This is a genomic window from Dysgonomonas termitidis (assembly GCF_054657735.1).
The window spans coordinates 1,936,403-1,956,559 of record NZ_BAAHYD010000002.1 but is presented as its reverse complement, the minus strand read 5'-3'; the positions used below and the strand labels follow the sequence as shown (position 1 = coordinate 1,956,559).

At 40.5% G+C, this 20,157-nt stretch carries 14 protein-coding genes; 5 read left to right on the top strand and 9 right to left on the bottom strand.

The genetic code is table 11. The features are described from left to right. Nucleotide 1: 1 nt before the first annotated feature. The 7 genes from ACYQ3L_RS12325 to feoB form a co-directional block, all read right to left on the bottom strand. Complete coding sequence (locus tag ACYQ3L_RS12325; RefSeq protein ID WP_379997006.1) at nt 2–442, bottom strand: SRPBCC family protein; 441 nt, start codon at nt 440–442, stop codon at nt 2–4. Between the two features lie 15 nt (nt 443–457). Further along, on the bottom strand, nt 458–1,087 hold the full coding sequence (pyrE, locus tag ACYQ3L_RS12320; protein WP_379997004.1) for an orotate phosphoribosyltransferase: 630 nt from the start codon (nt 1,085–1,087) through the stop codon (nt 458–460). 830 nt (nt 1,088–1,917) lie between these two features. After that, nucleotides 1,918–2,640 (bottom strand): lipid-binding protein, encoded by a 723-nt coding sequence (locus ACYQ3L_RS12315; protein WP_379997002.1) that lies wholly within the window; start codon nt 2,638–2,640, stop codon nt 1,918–1,920. A gap of 13 nt (nt 2,641–2,653) precedes the next feature. Next, nucleotides 2,654–3,367 carry a BT_2262 family domain-containing protein gene (locus ACYQ3L_RS12310; protein WP_379997000.1) on the bottom strand — a complete coding sequence of 238 codons (714 nt, stop codon included), beginning with the start codon at nt 3,365–3,367 and terminating at the stop codon, nt 2,654–2,656. 18 nt (nt 3,368–3,385) lie between these two features. Further along, nucleotides 3,386–4,891: a SusD/RagB family nutrient-binding outer membrane lipoprotein gene (locus ACYQ3L_RS12305; RefSeq protein ID WP_379996998.1), complete on the bottom strand. Its 1,506-nt coding sequence runs from the start codon at nt 4,889–4,891 to the stop codon at nt 3,386–3,388. A 22-nt stretch (nt 4,892–4,913) separates the two neighbouring features. Beyond that, nucleotides 4,914–8,096 carry a SusC/RagA family TonB-linked outer membrane protein gene (locus ACYQ3L_RS12300; protein ID WP_379996996.1) on the bottom strand — a complete coding sequence of 1,061 codons (3,183 nt, stop codon included), beginning with the start codon at nt 8,094–8,096 and terminating at the stop codon, nt 4,914–4,916. Nucleotides 8,097–8,585: 489 nt separating this feature from the next. After that, nucleotides 8,586–11,075: a ferrous iron transport protein B gene (gene feoB, locus ACYQ3L_RS12295; protein WP_379996994.1), complete on the bottom strand. Its 2,490-nt coding sequence runs from the start codon at nt 11,073–11,075 to the stop codon at nt 8,586–8,588. Nucleotides 11,076–12,222: 1,147 nt separating this feature from the next. Between feoB and ACYQ3L_RS12290 the strand changes: the two genes are divergently transcribed. From ACYQ3L_RS12290 to ACYQ3L_RS12280, 3 genes are read left to right on the top strand one after another with little or no spacing between them, the layout of a single operon-like run. Beyond that, nucleotides 12,223–14,685 carry an endonuclease MutS2 gene (locus tag ACYQ3L_RS12290; protein WP_379996992.1) on the top strand — a complete coding sequence of 821 codons (2,463 nt, stop codon included), beginning with the start codon at nt 12,223–12,225 and terminating at the stop codon, nt 14,683–14,685. A 16-nt stretch (nt 14,686–14,701) separates the two neighbouring features. After that, nucleotides 14,702–14,947, top strand: coding sequence for a hypothetical protein (locus ACYQ3L_RS12285; RefSeq protein ID WP_379996990.1), 246 nt, complete (start codon nt 14,702–14,704; stop codon nt 14,945–14,947). Between the two features lie 33 nt (nt 14,948–14,980). After that, nucleotides 14,981–15,856 carry a TolB family protein gene (locus tag ACYQ3L_RS12280; protein ID WP_379996988.1) on the top strand — a complete coding sequence of 292 codons (876 nt, stop codon included), beginning with the start codon at nt 14,981–14,983 and terminating at the stop codon, nt 15,854–15,856. A 58-nt stretch (nt 15,857–15,914) separates the two neighbouring features. Here the strand turns inward: ACYQ3L_RS12280 and ACYQ3L_RS12275 are convergent, their stop codons facing one another. Both ACYQ3L_RS12275 and kbl read right to left on the bottom strand, forming a co-directional pair. Continuing rightward, nucleotides 15,915–16,874 (bottom strand): NAD-dependent epimerase/dehydratase family protein, encoded by a 960-nt coding sequence (locus tag ACYQ3L_RS12275; protein WP_459952413.1) that lies wholly within the window; start codon nt 16,872–16,874, stop codon nt 15,915–15,917. Between the two features lie 3 nt (nt 16,875–16,877). Further along, entirely contained in the window at nt 16,878–18,074 is a 1,197-nt protein-coding gene (gene kbl / locus ACYQ3L_RS12270) for a glycine C-acetyltransferase (RefSeq protein ID WP_379999025.1), read from the bottom strand. Nucleotides 18,075–18,538: 464 nt separating this feature from the next. On the opposite strand from kbl, the gene ACYQ3L_RS12265 reads away from it, so the two are divergent. Both ACYQ3L_RS12265 and ACYQ3L_RS12260 read left to right on the top strand, forming a co-directional pair. Further along, nucleotides 18,539–19,573: a glycerophosphodiester phosphodiesterase family protein gene (locus ACYQ3L_RS12265; RefSeq protein ID WP_379999027.1), complete on the top strand. Its 1,035-nt coding sequence runs from the start codon at nt 18,539–18,541 to the stop codon at nt 19,571–19,573. Between the two features lie 143 nt (nt 19,574–19,716). Next, nucleotides 19,717–20,061, top strand: coding sequence for a hypothetical protein (locus tag ACYQ3L_RS12260; protein ID WP_379999029.1), 345 nt, complete (start codon nt 19,717–19,719; stop codon nt 20,059–20,061). Nucleotides 20,062–20,157 lie beyond the last annotated feature (96 nt).

Below are 20,157 nucleotides of genomic sequence, written 5' to 3'. Positions count from 1 at the left end.
GTTATACTATTGTTCCTTTATTCAAAATATCATTATAAGGCAATCCGGCCAAACCTTCCGCCACTTTATCCAATCCGGCTTGTAACGGTTTACTAACCATTGGTTTCAGAAATGGATTCAGGTCCGCTTTTATGGTTAGTTTCATTTTAGTTTCAGCACCATTGATTGGAACTAATTGTATCCACATGGTCACTCCGAAAGGTAATTGCTCTGCCTGAAACTTAATTGTCTTATTAGGTTCGCGTTCTACCACTACAAATCTGATCTTACCTACAGGATCGACAGATACAGTACATGAATCGGTATCGAAAGTAAAATCTTTGACTTTATCCTGAGGTATTATATTTTTGGCTAATTCCAGATTGTTCAGATCGGAAAGCACAGTATAGACATCCGCATCAGAATGTGGGATCGTCTTTATCTCACTAACAAATTCTGTCATGCAATTTTCATCAGTTTATTTCCAATCGGCAGGAGCTTTTCTCCATTCCTGCAGAGTTTCAAGATCGGATTCGGCAATATAGTCTATCCTCAGAGCTTCGGTTAAAACTGCATCATAGTTGGTCAATGTCAATAACTGAACTCCTGCAGCATTAAACTTCTCCGCAGCAATAGGGAAACCATAAGTGAAATTGGCGACCATGCCGATAACATCGGAACTATCACGACGAATAGCTTCTACAGCTTTCAAGCTACTGGAACCGGTAGATACAAGATCTTCGACTACAACTACTTTACTTCCGGGTTTCAATTCGCCTTCAATCAGATTTTCCAATCCATGATCTTTCGGTGTTGAACGAATATATACAAATGGCAAGCCTAAAGCATCGGCTACCAATGCTCCCGGAGCAATAGCACCTGTAGCAACTCCCGCGATTGCATCTACTTCCGGAAAGTTCTCTATAATCAAACGGCTAAGTTCGATTTTTATAAATGTGCGTATCCTGGGATACGATATCAGCTTTCGATTATCACAATAGATAGGTGATTTCCAGCCCGAAGCCCATGTAAATGGATTGGAAGGCTGTAGTTTGATGGCTCTGATGCTGAGAAGCTTCTCAGCGGTCAGTTTTTCTAAAGTGTTCATATTTATCTTTTCTAAATAACAACAATCAACATTATTCGGCTACAAATATACAATTAATAGGTAGAATAAAAGAAAATATAACATAAAGAAAATGTGAATAAAGCCCCAGGCTATTTCGTTGCTTTGGCTAAATATAACTACCAATGCCTGTTACAATTCGAAATATAGATGAATACTTTCTGTCATAAAAAAAGGGAAGTCAATGAAAAATCAAAGGGAATCACCCTTACCGGATAATTCCCTTTGTATATAAAAGTCGTATTGGTGGATATAGCCGAAACTCCGTAAAACAGGATTTGAGCGCTTCGATCCCTTTGTAATCCACCGTGCTAAGCAACCCGGAGGTGTGGCCCGCCATTAGAATCAAAAGCTTGTCTCGGGTATTTTATTAATTGATGAGCTTCCCAATCGACCAACACGACTTAGACTAAGCTTCGTTTCATTTTCTATATCAAATATAGGTAGAATAATCTAAATATGCAAATAATAAATCAATATTTCACTGACTTCTGTTTTGTGCTGCATCCACAATTTGAACATCCGCAACTTCCTTTTTGTTCATTCTTTGAAAAGAAAAAGCCATATACTTTATAGGTAACCATTACGGCTACACAAAGTCCGATTATACCAACTATTATTTCTTGAAACATATCTTATTTTCCTCCGTTTCTGAATACAAAGTTATATAAGAAAAGCGGAATAAGAGGTAAATTGTGGGTTAAAAGAAATAAAAACATCTAAATACAAAACAGCAGCAAGGCCAACCTTGCTGCTGTTTAGATATTTATGATTCTGTAATAAATTACAATAATTCCTTAAGACCAACGAAATTAATGGGTAGCATCTTCCGGATATCCTGTGTAACGATAACCGGATAGTGTCCACGTTTCATCCCAACCATCAATATCGGCTGGTGTATTGCTTCCCTCTTTCTTTTGCCAGCCATATTCAGGCACATCAGGATCTTCCCATTCTTCATCAGGCAGCAGATAACTGATGAATTGAATATAATCATGATGCATTACCATTTTTATATAAACGCTGTCCGATACATTTCCGCCAATAGTAGTAGCACCTTTTGGTATAACTTTTCCCTCAACCAATGTTACACGAGTATATAATTGAACACCGTCATTCAATTGTCCTGCTGCTGTAGGTACCCTGAATTCGTCTGCATAAGCATCGGTAAATGGAAATAAACCCTTATCCGTATCAATCAAAAGCGATCCGGTATTTACATTCACAACTTCTGCAGCCACTCCTTTAAAATCGGATGCATCGCCTGTTATTTTAAATTTACCTTTCACTGCTTCACCTGCAACATGCGATTCAATCCAGATTTCATCTTTCACATTAGCTGCGGAATTATAAATCATAGCTTCAATTCCATCTTCGATAGGAGTATCATCAGAAGAATATTCTGCACATTTTGTTGCTACAACATAGCGGCCATCCAACGCTGCAGTTTCTGTATACCAGTTATCTTTTTCTTCCAAGCACGATGTTAAAGCCATGCAAATGAAAGCACTTATTATATATCCTAAATTTCTCATATTTTATACGTTGTTATTGATTTTCGACAATGTTCAGGTGAAACGTAAAGGATGAATAGTCAACCTGAAGTACTAATGTTTTTGTTTCTTCATTGTAAGTTCCTCTTACGGCTGTATGCTTATCCTTCCAAGGTGTCACATTACTGCTTACTAAAGAAAAATCGGTGCCATCAAATGCAACAATACCAGATATATCATATGCCGCACCATAACCGCGTCCAATACTATAGTACCCGCCAAACAAATCGGATATATAAAATTTCCCGGGCGCTGTCTGATAAATTGTTATAGGCGGCTCTGTTTTAAATTCCGTAGCAGGTGATCCTGCCGCGCCACCCAATGCACTACGACTACTTGAAGCATCTACATGATAGAGACCTGTTGCTATAACCGAAGGTGTTGTATCATAAACAATTACCTTACGCACAGCCGACGTTGGATATCCATCCGAGTTATTTACCGAATAAACTAAATTATAAACACCGGGTGTTTGCGGATTTACAGCACCTGAGACAGCTACTTTATCTGTAATATCCTCTCCATTTTCCGTTGCAACCCATCCCGATTCGGTATAAGCTCCCCCTAACGATACAAATTCAACAGCATCGCCTTTGAGATCCAACTCACAGTAATAGGTGATTTTTGAAATATCTTCTGTCTCTTTATCGCAGGAGAAAAGGAGAAATGCAGAAGCGATTATCAGACTATATTTATATAATAATTTCATACTCTTCATTTTTTACAATTACTTACCTTGTTTTTGATTCCACCACACTTTTACTCCTACATTTGGTTTCTGTGAAGGGGCATTATTATTCCTGTCTCTATAAGATGAAGGATACAAAGGAGAGGCAGGTAAATTACCACCCAATAAAGCTCTTCCTCTGACTGAGATTGTCAGATTACCCACAGGAAAATTAATCCATGCGCCAGCACGGTCAGCAACGATATCAATTTCGCTTACTGAAGGATATTTAGTCCGGTTACGTTCCAAAAACGATTCCAGATGCTGATAATTACAATTGGCGACCCATTTCTGCATGGCAATTTGTTTTATCTGGGCTTCTGTATTACCTCCGGTCCATTTGGCATAGCCTGTTTCCAGTATTTTGAAATCGGTAATACCATGTTGAGTCAGCGAAGCCTTTACTCCGGCTTCATAAAAATCCTTAGCTTGAGCAGATCCGGCACGTGCATACACTTCTGCCATGTAAAAATACACTTCCCAATCCGACATCAACATCAAATCCATATTTGCTCCAAAAACAACGGTCGCATATGTTTCCTTATCATCTGTAGTACCGTTTCCGTCAGAATCTTGCTTCGAGTCGAAATCGCCGAAGAATGCAGCTTTCGACCCTGAAAACAATTTACTCAAACGAGGATCTTCATTTGTACTCAAATAATCAAAAAATGTTTTACATGCAATTACATTTGTCGAAAAATAGCTGGCGCCACCTTGCTGAAATTCGCGCATCGGATGACGTTTGCCTTCCTTATCGTCTTCCCAGATGGTTCCGGGTATTTTAGCACTCGATGTCAGTAAACTTGCATTTTGAATAAAGCTCAAAGTCTTTGTATTATCATACAGTGAGGTTTCAGACAGGCGTATCATTAACTTCAACTTCAACGCACTGGCAAATTGATACCATTTATCCAAATCTCCTTTATATATATAATCATAAGTTCCGTCAATAGAAGATTCGCTTAAATCAACCGCCAGCAGATTATCTATCCTCTTTAATAAGTCAGCATATATATCCTCTTGCTTGTCCTGCTTTGGATGTAAAACGCCCTCAGCCCCTTTTAAAGTTTCGGAATATGGCATATCACCCCATACATCGGTAATGACTTGCCAGGTAAAGATCGATAAAACTTCTGCAACGAAATAATATCCTTTGTTGCTACCCACTCTTGTATCTGCCTTAATATACTCCAGATCGGGCAACGGCTGGCTAGCCAAGGACTGATAAGATGTATTGAATTCCTGAGGCAGATATTCGCACAATGATTTAAATTGGGAAGCCGTGTAGGCCTGTGTCCAGTATTCTACCCAGAAACCTCCTCCAAAACCGAAATCCCATCCCATCAGATTATTGGCGATACCCATTTGTGTAGCGGGGAGCAATGCTTTTGCCGACGGCACTTCCGCTAACGCGTTCGGGTCGTGATTGATATCCAGATAATCGCTACATCCGTTTGTGAATAACAAGAAGATAGCTGATAATATAATTAATAATTTTCTTTTCATATTCTTTACTGTTTAATCGCTTTTAAAATGAAAGTTGTAGTCCGAATACATACGATTGATACGGAGGCGTAGATGCGAATTCTCCGACTTTAGAACTGATATCGCTACCCCAGGTAGTTATTTCCGGATCAATATACATATTTTCTTTCGGAGTCCATAACAGGATATTAGATGCTGTCGCTGAAAGCCGCAGAGAAGAAACCCTAAGCATTTCACAGACTTTTTTCGGCAATTGATAAGCCAGGCTTACATTACGAAGTTTCAGGTATGAGCGGTCGATAACTGCAAAATCGGTATATTGGAATCCACCGTTACTATAGAATGTATGCAGGCCTGTCGGATCGACTGGTGTCGTATTTTCACTATAAGTCCCGTCACCATTAGATACCACCGAGTTAGGTATAATAAAAGGATTACGATCGTTGTAAGCCGTTTCAGGGCCACTACCTATCCAATGCATATAATCCTTGGTATAAGAATAAATATACCCTCCGTAACGGAAATCCAATGTCGCCGACAGGGAAAAGTCTTTCCATGTAAAGGTATTTGTCAATCCCATACGGAATTTTTCATTAATATCCTTATTCAAATAAACATCATCAGGAGTTGGCTGAGGATTTCCGACTCCATCTACTACAATGCTTTCCACTCCATTATAGTCTACAGTCATCGCCTTTTGGCTTTTGAACTGTCCAAGCGGCTTGCCTTCGATAGCGTAGATACCCATTCCGCCCAATCCCGACAAAGAAACCTCCGGCACAATCAGTTTTTCTACTTTATTATTGTTTTTAGTAAAGTTATACATGATATTCCATTGGAAATCTTTGGTTTTTACAGGAACCAATGAGAGGGAAAGTTCGATCCCGCTGTTACGGACATCACCTATATTAGCATATTGTTCAGTATAACCGGTCAACGGATCAATAAGCATTCTTGCAATCAGACCTTTTGTTAATTTATTATAATACGAAAAGTCGACACCTACCCGTTGGTTGAAGAAAGAACTTTCAAAACCAATCTCAAACTCGTCCGTCAACTCAGGTTTTAAATTCGGATTCCCGGCTCTATTGGAAATCGTATAAGCATTGACACCCCCCAATGGAAATTTCAAATCGTCAATTTCCGGAAAACCCGGGTTAGTCGCTGTTGCTGCCAAAAACCTATTAAATACCCTATAAGGCCTTGTATCTTTACCTGTCCGTCCGTAAGACAACCTGGTCTTCACAAAGTCAAGCGGACCTGTATTAATATTTTTCTGTTTCATGAAATCGGTAACGATAAAACTCAACATAGCTGCCGGGTAAAAGAAGGAATTATTCTCTTTAGGCAAAGCCGATGACCAGTCGTTACGGGCTGTAAGCGTCAGGTAAAGGTAATCCTGATATCCGAAGTCCGCATTAACGTAAGCGCCTAAAATACGGTAACGCTCACTGTTTTGCTCTGCAACGGCCGGAGTAAGCGTGTTCGATAAATGATAAAAACCAGGGACGTCAATTGAAGAAATTGACCCATAAAGGCGAGTCTCCTTTTGTTCGTTCGCATTTCCTCCGGCAATTACATTCATTGAAAAATCGTCGAACCGGTCATTAAATGTAGCAAAATAGTCATGATTCACCTGAAGGTAATCCCTTTTGTCCTGTGAATAGCTACCCGGACTTGCAGGTCCTTTCCTTGCGGCATTAATAGAACCGTCACTAAAAGAAACTGCATCAAAATGCATATCGGCAGTAGCTGTTTCATAGTCGCCACCAAATCTGTAGGTCAGTTTGAGGTTACTTAGCAAATCGTAATCAAGTTGTACTTTTCCGAAAAACTTATATTTTCGCTGAATCGCTTCTTTAGCATCTAAAATAAAATACGGATTTAGACCGTATGGAGTAAAATAATTATCCAGATTATTGAATTTATCGTTGTAATCTTTCAAATCGACAATAGAAATATCAGTAGCGATTTCACTCAATGAACGATATATCGAATTGTCCTGTCCTGTAGGCGACACCCGGTTTTTTTCTACGCTGGCATTAAACGATGAACTAATCAGCAATTTGCCTGCTTTGTGCGATGCATTCGATGCTACAGTAAAGCGATTGTAGGAATCTGTATTAGTTGGTATAGGACCGTCCAGGTAATTCTGGGATACCGAAAGATGATATAGGGTCTGTGCTGTACCACCACTCAATGAAAGTGAATTTTCATAACCGAAGCCCATATCGTAGAAATCACGGATACGATCTTTCAGATACACATAAGGTTTTAGTTTCTGGCTATTATCCACTACATTACCCCAAACTCTGTCTTTACCATCGAAGCGAGCGCCCCAGTTCCCGTTTTCGTCCAACGCACGGTCTGCGCTCCAACCTTGTCCAAACATTGTTTGTTCGTCCGGCAGACGTCCGATTTGCTGAAGAGTTATACCACCGTTATATTCTATTCTCAGTTTCCCGTTGGTATCTTTACCCGACTTAGTCGTAATCATGATAACTCCCTGGGCTGCACGCGAACCATACAAAGCTGACGCAGCAGAACCTTTCAACACGGTTATACTCTCAATATCATTTGGATTCAATGCATTAATACCCGAACCGAAATCGGCCTGGCTATTCAGCGTATTCACTCCTCCGGAAATACTTCCCGACTGATTCTGTTTATTGGTAAGGGGAATACCGTCTACCACATACAAAGGCTGGTTATTCTCAAAAGAGTTGAATCCACGGATAGTTACATTCTGTGTTCCGCCCGGAGTTCCGGATGAAGAAACCTCTACCCCGGAGACCTTACCCTGAAGCGCAGACATCGGATTAAGAACTTTCGAATTGGCGATATCATCACCCTTAATAGAGGAGACTGAGTATCCAAGTGTTTTTTTATCTCTAGCAACACCTAGAGCAGTAATAACAACATCCTGCAACACATGCTCGTCATTCTCCATTACAACTCTCATATCCTGAGACATTTTCAGCTCCAGGGTCTTCATCCCCACTAATGTAAACACCAGGGTATTTCTTCCTTCAGGCACATTAATAGAGAATTTACCATCCAGGTCAGTTACTGTACCGACGGTAGTCCCTTTCACTACTACAGAAGCGCTAATAACAGGTTCACCGTTACTGTCAACCACAGTACCGGCTATCCTAGTTGTTTGCGCAACGATAAATCCTAAACTTAGAAATAAGCAGGATAGAATTAACATCACTCTTTTCTTCATACAAACACTACTTTATTAAAAATTAAAACAACATACAAACCCAACTTTCTACAAACACTTTTTAATTAAAATAATAAAAGCAATTATTCTTGTCTTACATCAAATTAACAATTTAATACCATATTGGGCTTTTTAGCATCAGTTTGCTTTTTGATATGCAAATTTAGACAATTTTCACGAAAAAAAAAATTTTGAAATAATTTATATAAAATATAACAATATGAAAGCATTCAAAGTCAAACAAATAAAAAAGCAGATAACAATTATTACATTTTAGTTAAATATATGTTATTTTGAAAGGATGCGACAGGAGTAATGGCAAGTATGCCCTAAAAATATGTTTATAAAAAGTTGATTAAAAGTTCATTTTAACACTTTTCCTGCTCATTTTTCCATAAATACTAAAGAGAAACCAACATTCATTCTTTTTGACACTATAATTACAAAATATACAGATTTACTGTCAAATCAAAATAAAAAGAGCACAATCTACAACATACTTCCAATCTGATAAACTAAAAATGAGATTATCCACGCCAGTAAAGTGGTATAAATGATACTGAAAATGCCCCATTTCCATGATCCGGATTCTTCCTTTATTGCAGCAATAGTTGCGACACATGGAAAGTAAATCAACACAAAAAGTAACAAACTGACAATTACCAATGGCGTAAAAGTGGGTGCACCATCGGCCTGGGTATCATTGACAAGACGAGCCTCCAGGGATTCCTGGTTCTCAGAGTCCCCTGTATATAAAACCCCCAGAGTACTCACAACCACCTCTTTGGCCGCCATACCGGAAAGCAGGCTCACACTTATTTTCCAATCGAAACCTAAAGGCCGCATCACCGGCTCTATCGTTTTTCCTACACGCCCTATATACGATTCTTCCTGATGTGCAATATTACGCTGGTCTTCCACTTCTTCTATCAATCCGGCCTTCTGTTCTTCATTTATCTCATTTTCACCGAATCGAGCCTCCACTTTGGATATCTGATTATCAAACAACATTTCACGTTCTTTATCCCGGGGGAAATATCCTAAAAACCAGATAATAATAGATGCTATCAGGATAACTCCTCCCATCTTCCTCAGATATTGCCGCGATTTATCCCACATATGAATAGATACGGCTCGCAACGTAGGCATACGATACGGGGGCAACTCCATCACAAATGGAGTATCTTCTTTCGGAAACAGGAATTTCTTAAACAACCGGGCCGATACCACAGCAAGCAATATACCGGTAAAATAAAGTCCGAAAAGGACAAAACTCGCATATGGCTTGAAAAATACGCCCACGAAAAGCAAGTAAACCGGTAAGCGTGCACTACATGACATGAACGGATTGATAAGCATCGTTATCATACGGCTGTTGCGACTCTCGATAGTACGTGTAGCCAGAATAGCAGGCACATTACACCCGAAACCCATGACCAGAGGGATAAACGATTTCCCGTGCAATCCCATTTTATGCATCACCTTGTCCATAATAAAGGCTGCCCGGGCCATATAGCCCGAATCCTCCATGAATGAGATGAAAGCATACAATATTAAAATATTAGGCAGGAAGACAATTACCCCTCCTACTCCTCCGATAATGCCATCTACAACCAAATCTTTGAGCATACCCTCAGGCATGGTTCCGCGTATAAAATCGCCCAATATGGCAACTCCGTTCTCGATCCACTCCATCGGGTATCCGCCTAACCGGAATGTACACTCGAACATAACCCACATGAAAAAGAAAAATATAGGGAATCCCAGATATTTATGTGTAACTACAGAATCGATAATACGTGTACGGTCCGACTCGTTCGTTTTTTCCTTCAGGGTTTCCTTCAATCCTCCGGCAATAAACCCATAACGGGCATTCGTCAGTGCCGACTCCGCATCTTCCTTCAGGGTTTCTTCAATATACTTCACTTCCGCGTTTCTGGATGCGAACAAATCCCCGTTGTCCGAAACAGCAGATACATAAGACTCAATATCTTTATCCTTTTCCAATAACTTTATTGAAATATAACGGCGTGGAAAAATAAGCCGGGAAGATTTATCTTTTTCAAGCTTTATATTAAGCCTGCTTATTGAATTCTCGATTACATTGCCATATGATATATGTACGCGGCGGACTGTCGGCTCCTTATCTTCATGCATCCGTATAACCGTATCGAACAGTTCGCCTATACCTGCTCCGGTCTTGGCCACAGTAGGCACCATAGGAATACCGATCATCTTCGACAGCTTCTGATAGTTGAATTCACTTCCGCTTTCTTTCAACTCATCATACATATTCAAGGCGACAACCACCGGGGCTTCCATATCTATCAGCTCGGTTGTCAGATACAAATTCCTTTCCAGATTGGAAGCTGCCACAATATTGACTATAACATCAGGCTTATCTTCCACTATATGACGCCTTACATAAAGTTCTTCCGGCGTGTAAGCCGACAGAGAATATGTACCGGGCAAATCGACTATCTTAAATGTATAGCCGCCATGTTTAAAGCGGCCCTCCTTCGAATCTACCGTCACACCCCCATAATTACCGACATGCTCATGTGCCCCTGACGCAATATTAAACAAGGATGTTTTCCCCGCATTCGGGTTACCGACCAAAGCTACGGTTATAACCTTCTTATTAACCTGATTATTTTTATTTTTGGAAGAATGTTCTTCTACCGGCGTATTTTCGTCAGACAAACCTGCATTGCAAGAAGATTCGGGAGTCAGAATCCCCTGTTTTTTATTTATTTCAGGATAAACTACTTCAATAAGCCCCGCTTCGCTCCGGCGAAGGGAAACTTCATAATCCATAATTTTATATTTGATCGGATCTTTTAAGGGAGCATTCAATATGACTTTAATGGTTTTCCCTTTAATAAAGCCCATCTCCATGATGCGCTTACGAAAGGCCCCGCTACCGTTAACGCGTATAATAACACCTTTCTCCCCTGTCCTCAGGTCTGATAAAAGCATACCAACAATCTTTCATTTAATAATAGAGCTACAAAGATGGGTATTTTTTGTCAGATACAAAGAACTTTTTTAAGGTATTATTTAGAATGAATATAAAAAAGAGCTCTTTATTTATCCGGGAATATATCCAGAAGAAGAGGCTTCATCCGAAATATTTAAAATGCATAAAAAAACCAATGCTTTAGAGGTTATACTTCAATGGTCGAATCCCATAAATCCACTTTCACAAGCAGAAAATGAAACCATATCTTTTAGAATAAAAACCATCGTCGGAGTAATAAATGCCCAATATATCCGATTGTGTCTCTGTCGCATTGGTTTTATATATACATATATGAATTATATCAATAATCATTTTAATGATACAAACAACTTAATTCAAATTTAATAATCATAATCACCGCTTACTTACGTAGATAAATACTGTAGTAATCTTCTGTAATTTTGCAAAAAAATATTTCTATTTTATCAGGGCAAATTCAATAGCTAAGGCTGTCTGTAAATTCAATAAACAAATCTCATAAAAATAAAGCCGTAAGGATGAGATATATAACAATTCAATATCTCATTCACCCTTCTTACAACGGTAAAATTACAATTTTGTTTTAATTCCGCAAATTTTGCAAGACATAATTTAGGGTAAACACACGGAATTTAATCTTTTTGAAAAAGTTTATCTATAGAGAGGAGCTGTTAGTTCTTTGAAAGAATGAAGTGGCCCCCTAGATCCCCCAAGGGGGACTTACAGAGAGGGAAAAAAGTAACAGATAAAAAATAGTGGAAAAAGTGTAACTTTTGTAACTTTTTTGATATAGTTACGAGTTACTTCGCCCTTCGGGCAGTTACGGGTTGCAAGTAGACAAGATACGAGATACAAGATACGGGTTGTTAACTGCTGACTGTTTACTGTTTACTGTTTACTGAAATAAGTGTTACCTTTTAACTGTATTTAGTTAATATATACAAATTAGATACCATATAAATAGTGAAAAAAGTGTCAGATATGTCAGATTTTAACATTATATGGTTAATTAATGTAAATATTCAATCAACAATGATAACTGCCGATTTTCGCACCTTTGTCCCATGCCTAAACTTATAACTTATAACTAAAATTCCTATCTTTGCAACCTAAAATGAACACAACGTGATATATCCAGAAAATTTCGAATCGAAAATAGGATTTGACAAAATACGCCAATTACTCACGGCTAGATGCCTGAGTCCACTGGGAGAGGAAAAAGTAGGAAACATGGCTTTTTCTTCCGGCTATACATTTATTACTGAAGGCCTTTCCCAGACAGAAGAATTTATCCGAATCACACAGGAAGAAGATGATTTTCCAACTAATTATTTCCTTGACGTGCGCCCATCGCTGCGAAACGTCAAAGTAGAAGGTACGTGGATAGACGAAAATGCATTATTCGATTTAAGGCGTTCCTTGCAGACAATCAGGGACATTGTAAGCTTTCTGAAAAAAGAAGATGAAGAAAATACACCCTACCCTTATCTACATACATTAGCTGGAGAGGTAGTCGTATTTCCACAACTGATAAGCAAGATAGACAACATCCTGGATAAGTTCGGACGCATAAAAGATAACGCGTCACCCGAACTGAGCCGCATACGGAAAGACATAGCCCATATATCGGGTGGCATATCCAAAAGTCTCAACGCGATATTACGCCTGGCACAAAGCGAAGGCCTGGTAGAAAAGGATGTAACACCTACCATGCGCGACGGACGGCTGGTTATCCCTGTCGCCCCAGCCTTTAAACGCAAAATCAAAGGCATAGTGCATGACGAATCCGCTTCGGGCAAAACGGTCTTTATAGAACCGGCAGAGGTAGTGGAAGCAAACAACCGGATACGTGAGTTGGAAAGCGAAGAAAGGCGCGAGATAATTAAAATACTCATTGCTTTTACTGATGTTTTACGCCCATTGGTTCCTGAAATACTGCAATCGTATGAATTTCTGGCTATGATAGATTTCATCCGGGCTAAAGCTACATTCTCCATCGAGTTGAATGCCATCAAGCCTCCTATCGAAGATAAACAATTGATACGCTGGTACAGGGCAAAACATCCGCTATTGTTTCTCTCGCACCGTAAGCAGAATAAACAAATAGTACCGCTCGATATAGAACTGGAAGAAGACAACCGCCTGCTGATAATTTCAGGGCCGAATGCCGGAGGAAAGTCCGTTTGCCTGAAAACAGTCGGATTGCTCCAGTATATGGTACAATGCGGTTTACCGATTCCTCTGGATGAAAACTCCAAAGTCGGGATATTCGACCGTATATTCATAGACATAGGAGACGAACAATCGATCGAAAACGATCTGAGTACATACAGTTCGCATCTGACCAATATGAAATTCTTTGTCAGGAACTGTGATAAAAAGACCATCCTGCTCATTGACGAATTTGGCGGAGGTACCGAACCCCAGATAGGCGGGGCGATTGCCGAGTCCCTCCTGAAACGTTTCAATGAGAGGGGAGCTTTCGGGGTAATCACCACCCATTATCAGAATCTGAAACACTTTGCCAATGAGAACAAAGGGGTCATAAACGGGGCTATGTTATACGACCGTCATCTGATGCAGCCTCTGTTTACCCTGTCTATCGGGAATCCGGGCAGTTCGTTTGCCATAGAGATAGCACGCAAGATAGGATTGCCGGAAGATGTAATTGCCGATGCCTCGGAAATCGTAGGCAGTGATTATATCAACATGGATAAATACCTGCAAGACATCGTTCGTGACAAGCGTTATTGGGAAACCAAACGGCAAAGCATCCGTCAAAAAGAGAAACGGCTCGAAGAAGTTACCGAGACCTACGAAACCGACCTGCTGGCAGTAGAAAAACAGCGGAAAGAAATCATCCGCCAGGCAAAAACCGACGTTGAACGTATAATGTCGGAGGCAAATGCCAGAATTGAGAATACTATACGCACCATCCGCGAATCACAGGCCGATAAGGAGAAAACGAAACAGGCGCGGCAGGCTTTGAGTGAATTCAAATCGACGCTGGACGATGAAGACAACTTCTCCGACGACAAGATTATCCGTAAAATACAGAAACTAAAAGACAAGGAGAAAAACAAGAAGCAGAAAGAGAAAGTCACGGAAAAACCTAAGCTACAAACAATTGCGATTGGCGACAATGTCCGTATAAAAGGGCAAACATCCATAGGACAGGTACTCGATATACAAAGAGGAAATGCAACGGTAGCTTTCGGGATGATAAAATCGACAGCCAAACTGGATACATTGGAATATATAAGTAAGAATCAGGTCAAACGCGATTCGAAGAGTACACTTGTCAGCGCTGCCGTAAGCGATGATATGCGCGAGAAGAAACTCAACTTCAAACAGGATATAGACGTGCGTGGCATGCGTGGCGATGAAGCCTTGCAGGCCGTTATGTATTTCATTGATGACGCCATACTTGTAGGCGTATCCCGCGTACGTATTCTGCACGGTACGGGCACGGGAGCACTGCGTCAAATCATACGGGACTACCTGCGTACAGTACCGGGAGTTCACAACTATCAGGATGAGCATGTACAATTCGGAGGTACAGGTATTACTGTTGTAGACCTGAACTAAAACAAACATCTGAACTATGGATATAAATATCGACCCTTACGGCGGATTTTCTTTAGGCTTTGGCTCTGGCGCCATAATAGCCTTACTTGTGATTGCCATGCCCGTATGGTGTATCTGCTGGCGCATATTTAAAGGAAGAGCAAGACCTGAGAAGCCTAAAAAGCTTCATATAGCGATAGCCACGGTTATTACCACGCCGATAATATACGCCATGCTAATTGTCCTTTGCTATCTTGCAATAAAGCTATTGTATCTGGAATAATCATCTATCGGAAAAATACCTAACTATAACATTATGCAGCCACAACAAACCGAACCGTCCAAAGTAACCAGTATCCTTGAGATATATGACATCACTACAGGGGAACGAACCATCGTGAAAGAGTTTCCTTACCTCATAGAAGCTCCCGACTGGACTCCTGATGGCAAATACCTGATATATAACAGTGAAGGCCTGATATATAAACTACCGGCAGATTCTTCCGGAGAGCCGGAATTAATTGATACAGGCTTCGCCACAAAATGCAACAACGACCATCTGATATCACCGGATGGGAAATTAATGGCAATTAGCCACCGCTCATTACCGGACGGACGCCCCACAATATTCGTATTACCGGGCGACGGTGGAGAGCCGAAACAGGTCACACCTTCCCTGCCAAGCTATATGCACGGATGGAGTCCGGATGGAAAGATGCTTACCTATTGTGCCAACCGCAACGGAGAAATGGATGTATATACAATTTCCATTGACGGAACCAATGAAACCCGCCTTACAGCTTCGGAAGGACTAAATGACGGACCCGAATATTCTCCCGATGGCGAATATATCTGGTTCAACTCCATGCGTACCGGGTTGATGCAGATATGGCGGATGAAAACCAATGGTAACGAGCAAACGCAGACAACGTTCGATGAAGATCGCAACTCCTGGTTCCCACACTTGTCTCCGGATGGTAAGAATATCGTGTACATCGCATACCGGAAAGGGGATCTCGAACCACACGAACATCTCCGCTACAAACATGTAGAAATACGGATGGTCCCTGCAACGGGGGGTGAACCGCAGACCTTAATCAAATTATTCGGCGGACAGGGTACTTTTAATGTAAACTCATGGGCGCCGGACAGCAAACGCTTTGCCTTTGTCAGTTTCAGTATAGAAGAATAAGATTTATAGAGAACAGGAAGCATGCAAATAGAATACATACTTCCTGTCTATCTTATTTTCAGATCAAATGCACTTCCCTTTCTCTGAGTACATTTATCATATCAGCGGTCATCTTCTCCAGATCATATTCAGGTCTCCAATCCCACTCCTGGCGGGCGCAGGTATCATCCAGGGAGTTGGGCCATGAATCGGCAATCGCCTGCTTCAAAGGGTCGACATCGTATTCCATCTCAAAATCCGGATAATGCTTCCTTATGGCCGAATATAACATTTCCGGATCGAAGCTCATTGCCGCGATATTGAACGAATTGCGATGGATCAGCCTGTCTGGATTAGCTTCCATTATGTTGATGGCGGCATTCAGGGCATCCGGCATATACATCATATCCATAAAAGTTCCGGCCTTCAACGGACAGATAAACTTCTCCTCTTTCACCGCATTGTAATATATCTCTACGGCATAGTCGGTAGTTCCACCTCCCGGATGGGTAAGGTTGGATATAATACCCGGAAAACGTACCGAACGGGTATCCACCCCCCAGCGGTCATGGTAATAATCGCTAAGCAATTCGCCCATCACTTTGGTTATACCATACACGGTTTTCGGGCGCTGAACTGTATCCTGAGGCGTCCTGTCCTTTGGTGTATCAGGCCCGAAGGCGCCGATAGAACTCGGAGTGAACACAGCACAATTAAACTCCTTAGCTACATCGAGGCAATTCATCAGGCTGCCCACGCCCACATCCCATCCCAGCTTAGGATTTTTTTCGGCCGTTGCTGACAATATAGCAGCCAGATTGTAGATGGTATCTATCTTGTATTTCTTCACTGCATCGGCGATCTGTTTTATGTCGGTGGCATCTATCTCTACGGTGGGGCCCCAATCGAAAAAACCATCGGGATAAGGCGGCTTATAATATCCGCAGATTACATTACTGTCGCCGTAAATCGAGCGCAATCTGATACTTAGTTCCGAGCCGATCTGACCCGTACTGCCTACTATAAGAATGTTATTCATCGTTTATTTTATTACACCTAATTCTCTTCCTATTTTTGTGAATGCCGTTATACATTTATCAAGATGTTCTTTTTCATGACCGGCAGATATCTGCACACGGATACGCGCCAAGTCTTTAGGCACTACCGGATAATAGAATCCTGTAACATAAATACCTTCATCCAATAACCGGGCTGCCATATCCTGGGATAACTTCGCATCATACAGCATCACCGCGCAGATGGATGATTGTGTTGGTTTGATATCAAAGCCTGCCGCTTTCATCTTTTCTACGAAATAGTCTGTATTAGCATGCAGTTTATCTTGTAGTTCATTCGTGCGTTCCATCATCTCGAACATCTTAATCCCCGCCGCTGTGATTGCAGGAGGTAGCGAATTTGAGAATAAATAAGGACGTGAACGCTGGCGAAGCATATCTATTATCTCCTTTTTACCTGTTGTAAATCCGCCGATAGCTCCCCCAAACGATTTACCTAAAGTACCCGTGATAATTTCAACCTTACCACGCAGATTGAATAACTCGGTAGTGCCTCGTCCGGTCCTGCCCACAACACCCGCTGAATGAGATTCGTCTATCATTATCATGGCATTGTATTTCTGTGCCAGTTCGTATATTTTATCCATCGGGGCTACATTACCGTCCATAGAGAACACACCGTCTGTAACTATCAGCCGGAAACGTTGCGATTGTGCCAGTTTCAACTGTTTCTCGAGGTCTTCCATATCCGCATTTGCATAACGGTAGCGAACAGCTTTACACAGACGTACGCCATCTATTATGGAGGCATGATTCAATGAATCGGATATAATGGCGTCCTGATCGCTCAACAATGGCTCGAATACCCCGCCATTGGCATCAAAGCAGGCCGCATACAAGATGGAATCTTCCATGCCGAAAAACTTTGCGATGGCTGCTTCGAGTTGCTTATGCAAATCCTGGGTACCGCATATAAACCGGACCGAAGACATCCCGAAGCCCCGGGAATCCATCGCCTCTTTGGCGGCTTCGATCAATTCCTTATTATCTGATAACCCCAGATAATTATTTGCGCAGAAGTTCAGCACTTCCTGTCCGGTACTTACACGGATAGATGCTCCCTGTGGAGACACGATTATACGTTCATTCTTGTACAGTCCTGCCGATTGTATATCAGCAAGTTCGTTTTGCAGATACTTTTGAAAGTTAGAGTAGGTATTCATAGTCTTAATTTTTAACGTAAAGGTAATAAAATGTCATCTGATAGAATAAATATTAATTGGAAATATTTTTTCAAGATCAGAGAAATAAATCTTTCAAAAATGAAATGACAAAAGTATCCCAACTAAATTTAAAATATAGTATCGTAATAATCAAAAAAGGTAACAAAAGTAACACTTTTTACAAATAATACACACCTGTCACTTTTCTTTCTATAACCCATAATCAGCTGGTAAATAAACCATTTTTAATTTATTAATAAAAAAAGTAACAAAAGTAACAGATTCTACACGCTTTTTCATTTCTTACTTTTTATCTTTGATTATCCAATATCACTATCTATTCTTAGATATAGATAAATTTTTATAGTATATATATATGTTTGCCTGTTTTTCATCTGTAATATTTTATTACCGCATATATCCACAATATAGTTTATATACGATTAATGTCTAAAAATGTAATCATGAAAAAGTTATTATTTTTATTTTTTATTTTATTATCAAGTCATGCCGGTATGCATTCACAATCAGGAAAAGAATTATTGACACTGGATAATTATCTGATTCCAAAAAATAAGAAGGGAATATCTATTGGAAAATTCAACATTCCCGCAGGAGAAAAAATCTCGTTGACAAAAGACAATTCCAGTTTATTCACAATAAGCAAGGACGGATACATCTCCCTGAAAAAAAATGCCGCTCTGACAGAATCCTCTCCCTGGCGTTTCGAAGTTACTGTAAAGACCAAAGACGGAGAGAAAACCTTCGAACTGGTCAGAGACGACTTTATCCGAAACAAGGTAATCGCACACCGTGGGGCATGGAAAAACCATGATGCCAGCCAGAACTCATTAAAATCATTGAAAAAAGCGATAGAAATAGGCTGCGAAGGCTCCGAATTTGATGTATGGCTGTCTTCCGACAATAAAGTTATTCTCTCACACGACCCCGAGATAGGAGGTAAAAAAGTAGAAGAAACTACTGCCGGAGAACTACACAAAATAGCATTGAAAGACGGTGATAGACTGCCAAGCCTTGAAGAATATATCAAATGTATCAAAGAACAGAATAAGACCCGCCTGATACTGGAAGTTAAAGCTTCGCAAAAAGGAAAAGAACGTTGCGAAGCCGTTGCCGATTCGGCTGTCCATATAGTACACCGTATGAATGCGCAGGCATGGACCGACTATATAACATTCAGCTTCGATGCGGCAAAACGCATCAGGGAACTGGACCCAACGGCAAAAATCCTTTATCTGGAAGCCGATAAAACGCTGGAAGAACTGGAAGCGGAAAGAATGTCTGGTATAGATTATCACTATAGCCATTTTCTTAAAGATACGGATCTAGCAAAAAAAGCAAAATCCATGGGATTACTGACCAATGCTTGGACTGTGAATAAAGTAGAAGATATGCAAACAATGCTCAATCAGGAAATCGATTACATTACCACAGACGAACCGGAAATACTTCTTGAAATACTGGACGCTAAAAAATAAAAGTTATACTTCAATACTGTAAGCGCTGAAATATTTGAATCTCAGCGCTTTTTTTATTTTCCATCAAAAAAAATAATAGTCTTGTTGTGGAATATATGCTATACATTCCTCTATATGATGCAACCGATAAAACTTACATTATTATGAGTAAGACTGCAATATACCCCATCTGTCTGATATCGATGATAGCCTCTGCTATATTCTATCAGTTCAAAGGTAATCCCAGAGATAAATACAAAAATAACATTGAAGTATTGGCTCAATCCATAGAGTGGCCGGAACACCAGTCTTCTACATTGACAGCCTATAATGATGCCGTACCAACCATACTGTCGGTTATGGCGATAGCCAGACCATTGCTAACCGGACAGGAACCGTTTTCGGTAAGCCTGGATAACGGAATATGGTATATCAGCGGAACAAAAGGCGATATAGTAAAAGTCAGTAAAGAGACAGGAGAAGTATTGGATACACCCGAAAGAAAATAATATCTGAAAATATAAGGCTGCCCCCTTAGCCTCCCGGCTTGGTTAGGTAATGAACATCTCTCAATTTCTCATTCATTACTTGTAGCTAAGCCGGGA

What these genes read in the sequence shown, in the direction of transcription:
- ACYQ3L_RS12325 (WP_379997006.1), bottom strand. Translation starts at nt 442, where the DNA reads ATGACAGAATTTGTTAGTGAGATAAAGACGATCCCACATTCTGATGCG.
- pyrE (WP_379997004.1), bottom strand. Translation starts at nt 1,087, where the DNA reads ATGAACACTTTAGAAAAACTGACCGCTGAGAAGCTTCTCAGCATCAGA.
- ACYQ3L_RS12315 (WP_379997002.1), bottom strand. Translation starts at nt 2,640, where the DNA reads ATGAGAAATTTAGGATATATAATAAGTGCTTTCATTTGCATGGCTTTA.
- ACYQ3L_RS12310 (WP_379997000.1), bottom strand. Translation starts at nt 3,367, where the DNA reads ATGAAATTATTATATAAATATAGTCTGATAATCGCTTCTGCATTTCTC.
- ACYQ3L_RS12305 (WP_379996998.1), bottom strand. Translation starts at nt 4,891, where the DNA reads ATGAAAAGAAAATTATTAATTATATTATCAGCTATCTTCTTGTTATTC.
- ACYQ3L_RS12300 (WP_379996996.1), bottom strand. Translation starts at nt 8,096, where the DNA reads ATGAAGAAAAGAGTGATGTTAATTCTATCCTGCTTATTTCTAAGTTTA.
- feoB (WP_379996994.1), bottom strand. Translation starts at nt 11,075, where the DNA reads ATGCTTTTATCAGACCTGAGGACAGGGGAGAAAGGTGTTATTATACGC.
- ACYQ3L_RS12285 (WP_379996990.1), top strand. Translation starts at nt 14,702, where the DNA reads ATGGATATAAATATCGACCCTTACGGCGGATTTTCTTTAGGCTTTGGC.
- ACYQ3L_RS12280 (WP_379996988.1), top strand. Translation starts at nt 14,981, where the DNA reads ATGCAGCCACAACAAACCGAACCGTCCAAAGTAACCAGTATCCTTGAG.
- ACYQ3L_RS12275 (WP_459952413.1), bottom strand. Translation starts at nt 16,874, where the DNA reads ATGAATAACATTCTTATAGTAGGCAGTACGGGTCAGATCGGCTCGGAA.
- kbl (WP_379999025.1), bottom strand. Translation starts at nt 18,074, where the DNA reads ATGAATACCTACTCTAACTTTCAAAAGTATCTGCAAAACGAACTTGCT.
- ACYQ3L_RS12265 (WP_379999027.1), top strand. Translation starts at nt 18,539, where the DNA reads ATGAAAAAGTTATTATTTTTATTTTTTATTTTATTATCAAGTCATGCC.
- ACYQ3L_RS12260 (WP_379999029.1), top strand. Translation starts at nt 19,717, where the DNA reads ATGAGTAAGACTGCAATATACCCCATCTGTCTGATATCGATGATAGCC.